The sequence below is a fragment of the Mycobacterium sp. E136 genome (assembly GCF_001666865.1).
Taxonomy (GTDB): Bacteria; Actinomycetota; Actinomycetes; order Mycobacteriales; family Mycobacteriaceae; genus Mycobacterium.
The window spans coordinates 1-6924 of record NZ_LZJE01000178.1 but is presented as its reverse complement, the minus strand read 5'-3'; the positions used below and the strand labels follow the sequence as shown (position 1 = coordinate 6924).

Sequence of the window (6924 nt, the reverse complement as noted above, 5' to 3'; positions counted from 1 at the left end):
GACGAACACACCCACCGCAACGCCGGAAATACCGACCATCGCATCGCCGCTTGACATAGGAGCAATGCACGCTCGCGGGGAAAGGGAATGCGATCGGTTTGAGGCGGATCGGCGTGGTGACCACCAGGCCCAGGGGATCGACGTAATCGGCCCGCGAGGCGGGACCCAACATCGCGCCCCAGTGCAGGCACGCCGATCGCGGGCAGCCGGGGTGTCCGGCCTCCAGCACGCCGATCGCCGACTCCGCGTCGACGCGCTGTCCGCGCCCCACCGTCGCCCGGACCGGTTCGTAGGTGGTCCGCAACCCGCCGGGATGAGCGATCGAGACGACCGATCGCCCGGCCAGCTCTCCTGCGAACACCACGGTGCCCTCGGCCGCAGCCAGCACGCGCTGACCGGGCGTTCCCGCCAGGTCCACCCCGCGATGCCCGCTCTGCCAGTTAGGGGTGGGGGCGTCGAAGCCGCGCGTCACCTCGGGGCGCGGTCGCAGCGGCCAGGCCAGCCGGCCGTCCTGCGCGGCGACGGGCGCCGCCCACACCAGCCCGGACACCGCGACGGCGGCAAAGAGCACGACCCAGCGCATAACCCCAGCTCAGCGCACTATGCCCGGTCGGCGCCAGACCGCGACGAGAATCTGTGGACAACCGACCCGGCACGGGATCGACGTGGAAAAAGCACCCCTGTGCAGGGTGTAAACTGCTAACCGCAGCTCGCTTGCGCGGGCTGACTTCGCGTGTCTGCGCACGACCCGTTCCACTAGGTCGTATCCCGGATGCCGTCGGTCCCGTCCTCCGGACGGGTTCTGGCTTCCGAGCAGTCACCAGGGCTCGGCGTCACCCGACGCCGGCATTAACCGACGAAAAGGACCATGGACTCATGGCTGTTGTAACCATGAAGCAGCTGCTCGACAGCGGCACCCATTTCGGGCATCAGACCCGTCGCTGGAATCCCAAGATGAAGCGGTTCATCTTCACCGACCGCAACGGCATTTACATCATCGATCTGCAGCAGACGCTGACCTACATCGACAAGGCGTACGAGTTCGTCAAGGAAACCGTCGCCCACGGTGGGACGATCATGTTCGTCGGCACCAAGAAGCAGGCGCAGGAGTCGATCGCCGAAGAGGCCACCCGCGTCGGAATGCCCTATGTGAACCAGCGCTGGCTGGGCGGCATGCTCACCAACTTCTCGACCGTGCACAAGCGGCTGCAGCGTCTCAAGGAACTCGAGACGATGGAGCAGACCGGCGGGTTCGAGGGTCGCACCAAGAAGGAAATCCTGATGCTGACCCGCGAGAAGAACAAGCTCGAGCGCTCGCTCGGCGGTATCCGCGACATGGCCAAGGTGCCATCGGCCGTGTGGGTCGTCGACACCAACAAGGAGCACATCGCCGTCGGCGAGGCGCGCAAGCTCGGCATCCCCGTCATCGCGATCCTCGACACCAACTGCGATCCCGACCTCGTCGACTACCCGATCCCGGGCAACGACGACGCGATCCGTTCGGCCGCGCTGCTGACCAAGGTGATCGCCGCCGCGGTCGCCGAGGGCCTGCAGGCGCGCGCGGGTGTGGGGCGCGACGGCGACAAGCCCGACGCGGAGGCCGCAGAGCCGCTCGCCGAGTGGGAGCAGGAGCTGCTGGCCGGCGCGACCGCCACCGCATCCCCGACCGCCGCAGGTGCCGCACCCGGCACCCCCGAGGCGGACGTCCAGACCGAACCGAAAACCACGGAGAGCTGATATGGCCAACTACACCGCCGCCGACGTCAAGCGACTGCGGGAGCTGACCGGCGCCGGCATGCTCGACAGCAAGAACGCGTTGGTCGAGGCCGACGGCGATTTCGACAAGGCCGTCGAGCTGCTGCGCATCAAGGGCGCCAAGGACGTCGGCAAGCGCGCCGAGCGCGCGACCGCCGAGGGCCTGGTGGCCGCCAAGGACGGCGCACTGGTCGAGCTGAACTCCGAGACCGATTTCGTCGCCAAGAACGCGGAGTTCCAGGCCGTCGCCGACCAGATCGTCGCCGCCGCCGCGGCCGCGAAGGCCACCGACGTCGACGCGCTGAAGGCCGCCAAGGTGGGCGACACGACCGTCGAGCAGGTGATCGCGGACCTGTCCGCCAAGATCGGCGAGAAGCTCGAGCTGCGCCGCGTCGCGTACTTCGACGGCACCGTCGAGACCTACCTGCACAAGCGTGCCGCGGACCTGCCGCCGGCCGTGGGTGTGCTGGTGGAGTACAAGGGCGACAGCAAGGAAGCGGCTCACGCGGTCGCGCTGCAGATCGCCGCGCTCAAGGCCAAGTACCTCACCCGGGAGGACGTGCCCGAGGACGTCGTCGCCAACGAGCGTCGCATCGCCGAGGAGACAGCCCGCACCGAGGGCAAGCCCGAGCAGGCGCTGCCCAAGATCGTCGAAGGCCGCGTGACCGGCTTCTACAAGGACGTCGTGCTGCTCGACCAGCCGTCGGTGTCCGACAACAAGAAGACCGTCAAGGCCCTGCTCGACGAGGCGGGCGTGACCGTGACCCGCTTCGTTCGCTTCGAGGTCGGCCAAGCCTAGAAATCTCCACCGCGAGCGCTCATCGTTGTACGGCCAAAAGGCCGAAACCTGTACGACGGTGAGCGCTCGCGCATGTGGAGGGTGGACCCACGACGCGGTACGGCCTGGTACCGTCGCCTCATGGGTTGCATTAGTGCCGTCGGTGACGATGCCCTCGGCGATCTCGACGCCGTCGCCCTGGTGGAGGCGCTGCAGTCGGGCGCGGTGTCGCGAGCGGAACTGATCGAGGCCGCGATCGCCCGCACGGAGGCGGTCAACCCGTCGCTGAACGGATTGGCGTACGAGGCGTTCGACCAGGCGCGCACCCGCGCCGCCGACCCGCATCCCTACGGCGGCTACTTCAACGGAGTGCCGTCGTTCTTGAAAGACAACGTGGCGGTCGCTGGGATGCCGACCATGAACGGCACGGACGCGTGGGACCCGCACCCGGAGCGGGGACACGGCGACTTCGCGCGCTCGTTCCTGGCGACCGGGCTGGCCCCGATCGGCAAGACTCAGATGTCGGAATTCGGCTTCAGCGCCTCGGCAGAGCATCCCCGTATCGGCCCCGTACGCAATCCCTGGAACCCCGAGCACACCGCGGGTGCATCGTCGTCGGGTTCCGCGGCGTTCGTCGCCGCCGGGGTTGTGCCGATCGCGCACGCCAACGACGGCGGCGGGTCGATCCGAATTCCCGCCTCCTGTAACGGTTTAGTGGGTCTCAAGCCGTCGCGCGGCCGGCTGCCGCTGGACAGGAAGCTGCGGCAGATGCCGCTTCGCATCGTCGCCAACGGCGCCGTGACTCGGTCGGTGCGCGACACCGCGGCGTTCTACCGCGAGATCGAGCGTGTGTACCGCAATCCGCGGTTGCCCGCGATCGGCGATGTCGCGCGACCCGGGCCCCAACGGCTGCGAATCGCGGTGTGCACGCAGTCGATCTCGCGCGAGGCGAGCCCGGAGGTGCGTGAGCTGACGCGAAAAACCGCCGCGCTCCTCGAGGAACTGGGGCACCGGGTCACGGTGATCGACAATCCCGTGCCGTCGCGCTTCATGGATGACTTCCTGCTTTACTGGTCGTTCCTGGCATTCGCGCTGGTGCGTAGGGGCCGCAAGTTGGGCCCGAATTTTGAGCGCCGGCGGCTCGACAATCTCACTCTTGGCCTCGATCGTCACGCTTCGCGAAATCTGCACCACGTGCCGACGGCAATCGCGCGGTTGTCGCGGACCGGCCGGATCACCGCACGCATCACAGAGGAGCATGACGTCGTGCTCACTCCGACGCTCGCCGACGTCACGCCCCGGATCGGACATCTCGACCCGACGCAGGACTACCAGACGATCATCGACCGGCTCATCGAGTGGGTGGCATTTACCCCGCTGCAAAACGCCACGGGGGAGCCCGCGATCTCGCTGCCACTCGCCGAATCCGCCTCCGGGCTTCCGGTCGGCATGATGTTCGCCGCACCCGTGGGCCATGAACGCCGGTTGCTCGAGTTGGCCTGCGAACTCGAAGAAGCGCGGCCGTTCAAGCGCATTCAGGCCCCGCGCTAGAGGGAGCGGCAGACCTCGGCGGTGGCGCGGGTGAGCGACTGGGCGCCCTGGAGGAGAGCCTGCTCGGTCGGCGTGCCGTCGGCGGTGATCGCGACGAGCCGCTCGACGCCGTGGTCGAGCAGCACCGCGGCATCGGGAGCAACCCGGCCGGCGAAGATGACCACGCGGGCCCCGGCGCGCACCGCCGCCCGCGCGACGCCGTACGGGGTTTTGCCCATGACGGTCTGAGCGTCGACGCTGCCCTCGCCGGTGAACACCCAGTCGGCGCCGTGCAGCGCCCGCTCCAGGCCGACGGTCTCTGCCACCTCCTCCACGCCGGATCTGCTTACCGCACCGAGGAATTCGACGAGCGCGAATCCCACGCCGCCCGCTGCGCCCGCGCCGGAGCGCTGTGGTTGGGTGCCACCGAGCGTTGCGGACGCGACGGTGGCCAGCCGGGCCAGACCCGCCTCGAGTCGCGTCACGTCGTCGGGCCCGGCCCCTTTCTGCGGGCCGAACACCGCGCTGGCACCGCTGGGCCCCAAGAGCGGCGCGGTGACGTCGGAGGCCACCCGGATCCGCACCTCCCGAAGGCGCGGGTCCAGGCCGGTCAGATCGATGCATTCGAGGCGCTCGAGATCCCCGCCGCCGGGCGCCAACGGCTTGCCGTCGGCGTCAAGGAACCCCGCGCCAAGTGCCGTGAGCATGCCCGTTCCGCCGTCGTTGGTGGCCGATCCGCCCACGCCGATCAGGAAATCCTCGGCCCCTCGGTCGAGCGCCGCGCGGATCAGTTGACCCACTCCGAATGTGCTCGCCGAGAGGATGTTTCGTTCCTCAGGTGCGATGATCTCCAGCCCCGCCGCGGCCGCCATCTCGATCACCGCCAATTGGCGCAGGGGCACATAGCCATACCGGGCGGTGACGGTGCGGCCCAGCGCGTCGCAGACCTGTACCTCCACGTGCTCACCGTGCAACGCGTCGACGACCGCGTCGACGGTGCCTTCGCCGCCGTCGGCCATCGGAACGCCGACGATGTCGGCGCCGGGCAGCACCGCCGCGACGCCGGCCCTCATCGCGGCGACCGCTTCGGACGCGGTCATGGATTCCTTGAAGGAGTCGGGTGCCAGGACCATCTTCATGGCCCGTAGTCTCGCAGAACTCAGTCCGTTCCGAGCGCCGCGAGGATCTGCTTGAAATCCCGCTGTTGGCGCTGCGTCAAATTCGCCATCAACTTCCGCTCGGCCGCTCGGACGCCGGAATCGGTGCGCTTCAACAACTCCCGGCCCTCGCGGGTGAGCTGCGCAGGCAGCGAGCGGCCCGACGACACGCTCTCGGGCCGTGACACCAGCCCGCGGTCCTCAAGGCCGCGCAGCACCATGTTCATCGCCTGCGGCGAAACGTTGAAGTCGCGGGCCAGTTCGGCGTTCGACCGCCCATCGTGCTGCGACAGGATCCGCATGCACAGGTACTGGGGGAACGCGACGCCGAGGGGTTCGAGGACCGTCGACGTGACCTCGGCACGCAGCGCCTTGGCCACCCGGGACAGCAGAAAGCCCAGCGGCTGATCCTCGAGTGGCCCATTCATGTCAACTATATTGACATATATCAACCACGTTGATATCAAAGTCCTATGACCGAACCGACGAGTGAACTGTTCGACAACGCGTACAAGGGCGAGATGCCCGAAATGAGCGGCGCGAAGCCGCCGTGGAGCATCGGTGAACCGCAGCCGGAGCTCGCCGCCCTCATCGAGCAGGGCAAGTTCCACGGCGATGTGCTCGACGCCGGCTGTGGCGAAGCCGCGATCGCGATCCACCTCGCGGAGCGGGGCGTCACCACGGTCGGCCTCGATCAGTCGCCGACCGCGATCGAACTGGCCAAACAGGAGGCTGCCAAGCGCGGACTGACCAACGCCACCTTCGAGGTCGCCGACATCAGCGACTTCGGGGGCTACGACGGCCGGTTCGGGACCATCGTCGACTCGACGTTGTTCCACTCCATGCCCGTCGAACTGCGCGAGGGATACCAGCGCTCGATCGTGCGGGCCGCCGCCCCCGGTGCGTCGTACTTCGTGCTGGTGTTCGACAGGGCGGGGATGCCCAACGGGCCGGCCAACCCTGTCACCGAGGACGAGTTGCGCGACGTCGTCTCCAAGTACTGGACCATCGACGAGATCAGGCCGGCGCGCATCCACGGCGTCTTCCCGGAGGGCTTCGAGGAGTTCTTCCCGGCGCTCGACATCCGGGACGAGCCGAAAGGCCGCCGATCGGTGCCCGCGTGGCTGTTGAGCGCGCACCTTCCCGACTGATTCGGCGAGTCGCGACCCACTCGCCGCCGCGGCGCCGTCCATGAGGCAGGATGAGGGGGATCTCAGCGAAGACCCGTAAGGAGTCGGATGGCGGACCCCAATGTCGCCGGTCAGGCGGCTCCGGACTCGACCAGTCCCAACGGCGCCGCGTCAGGATCCATCCGTCCCATGTACAGCAGGGTGCTGCTCAAGCTGGGCGGTGAGATGTTCGGCGGTGGGGAAGTGGGCCTCGACCCGGACGTCGTACACCTCGTCGCGCGCCAGATCGCCGAAGTCGTCCGCAGCGGCGTGCAGGTCGCCGTGGTCATCGGCGGGGGCAACTTCTTCCGCGGCGCGCAGTTGCAGCAGCGCGGTATGGAGCGCACCCGCAGCGACTACATGGGCATGCTCGGAACCGTGATGAACAGCCTGGCGCTGCAGGACTTCCTGGAGAAGGAAGGCATCGCGACGCGGGTGCAGACCGCCATCACCATGGGCCAGGTCGCCGAGCCGTACATCCCGCTACGGGCCGTGCGGCACCTCGAGAAGGGCCGCGTCGTGATCTTCGGGGCAG

7 protein-coding genes and 1 pseudogene are annotated in these 6924 nt (G+C 68.2%); 5 read left to right on the top strand and 3 right to left on the bottom strand.

The annotated features are described in order from the left end of the window. Nucleotides 1-91: 91 nt before the first annotated feature. A pseudogene (locus A5698_RS11960) lies at nucleotides 92-583 on the bottom strand (murein hydrolase activator EnvC family protein); the annotation flags it as partial. A gap of 293 nt (nucleotides 584-876) precedes the next feature. Between A5698_RS11960 and rpsB the strand changes: the two are divergent. The 3 genes from rpsB to A5698_RS11945 all read left to right on the top strand — a co-directional run bounded on the left by rpsB (nucleotide 877) and on the right by A5698_RS11945 (nucleotide 4084). Then, nucleotides 877-1737 (top strand): 30S ribosomal protein S2, encoded by an 861-nt coding sequence (rpsB, locus tag A5698_RS11955; RefSeq protein ID WP_067084664.1) that lies wholly within the window; start codon nucleotides 877-879, stop codon nucleotides 1735-1737. A gap of 1 nt (nucleotide 1738) precedes the next feature. After that, the gene (gene tsf, locus A5698_RS11950) at nucleotides 1739-2554 is read left to right on the top strand and encodes a translation elongation factor Ts (protein WP_068296823.1); all 816 of its coding nucleotides are present in this window, start codon (nucleotides 1739-1741) and stop codon (nucleotides 2552-2554) included. Between the two features lie 120 nt (nucleotides 2555-2674). Continuing rightward, entirely contained in the window at nucleotides 2675-4084 is a 1410-nt protein-coding gene (locus tag A5698_RS11945) for an amidase (protein ID WP_068296818.1), read from the top strand. Here A5698_RS11945 and A5698_RS11940 read toward each other — a convergent pair. Continuing rightward, nucleotides 4081-5202, bottom strand: a complete 1122-nt coding sequence (locus tag A5698_RS11940) for a glycerate kinase (protein WP_068296815.1) — start codon at nucleotides 5200-5202, stop codon at nucleotides 4081-4083. The two genes, A5698_RS11945 and A5698_RS11940, sit on opposite strands and share 4 nt — an antisense overlap. Nucleotides 5203-5222: 20 nt before the next feature. Further along, nucleotides 5223-5648: a MarR family winged helix-turn-helix transcriptional regulator gene (locus tag A5698_RS11935; RefSeq protein WP_068296811.1), complete on the bottom strand. Its 426-nt coding sequence runs from the start codon at nucleotides 5646-5648 to the stop codon at nucleotides 5223-5225. A 45-nt stretch (nucleotides 5649-5693) separates the two neighbouring features. On the opposite strand from A5698_RS11935, the gene A5698_RS11930 reads away from it, so the two are divergent. Continuing rightward, nucleotides 5694-6371, top strand: a complete 678-nt coding sequence (locus A5698_RS11930) for a class I SAM-dependent methyltransferase (RefSeq protein WP_068296808.1) — start codon at nucleotides 5694-5696, stop codon at nucleotides 6369-6371. Nucleotides 6372-6458: 87 nt separating this feature from the next. Next, the coding region (locus A5698_RS11925; RefSeq protein WP_197506750.1) for an amino acid kinase family protein at nucleotides 6459-6924 on the top strand (466 nt) is incomplete at its 3' end.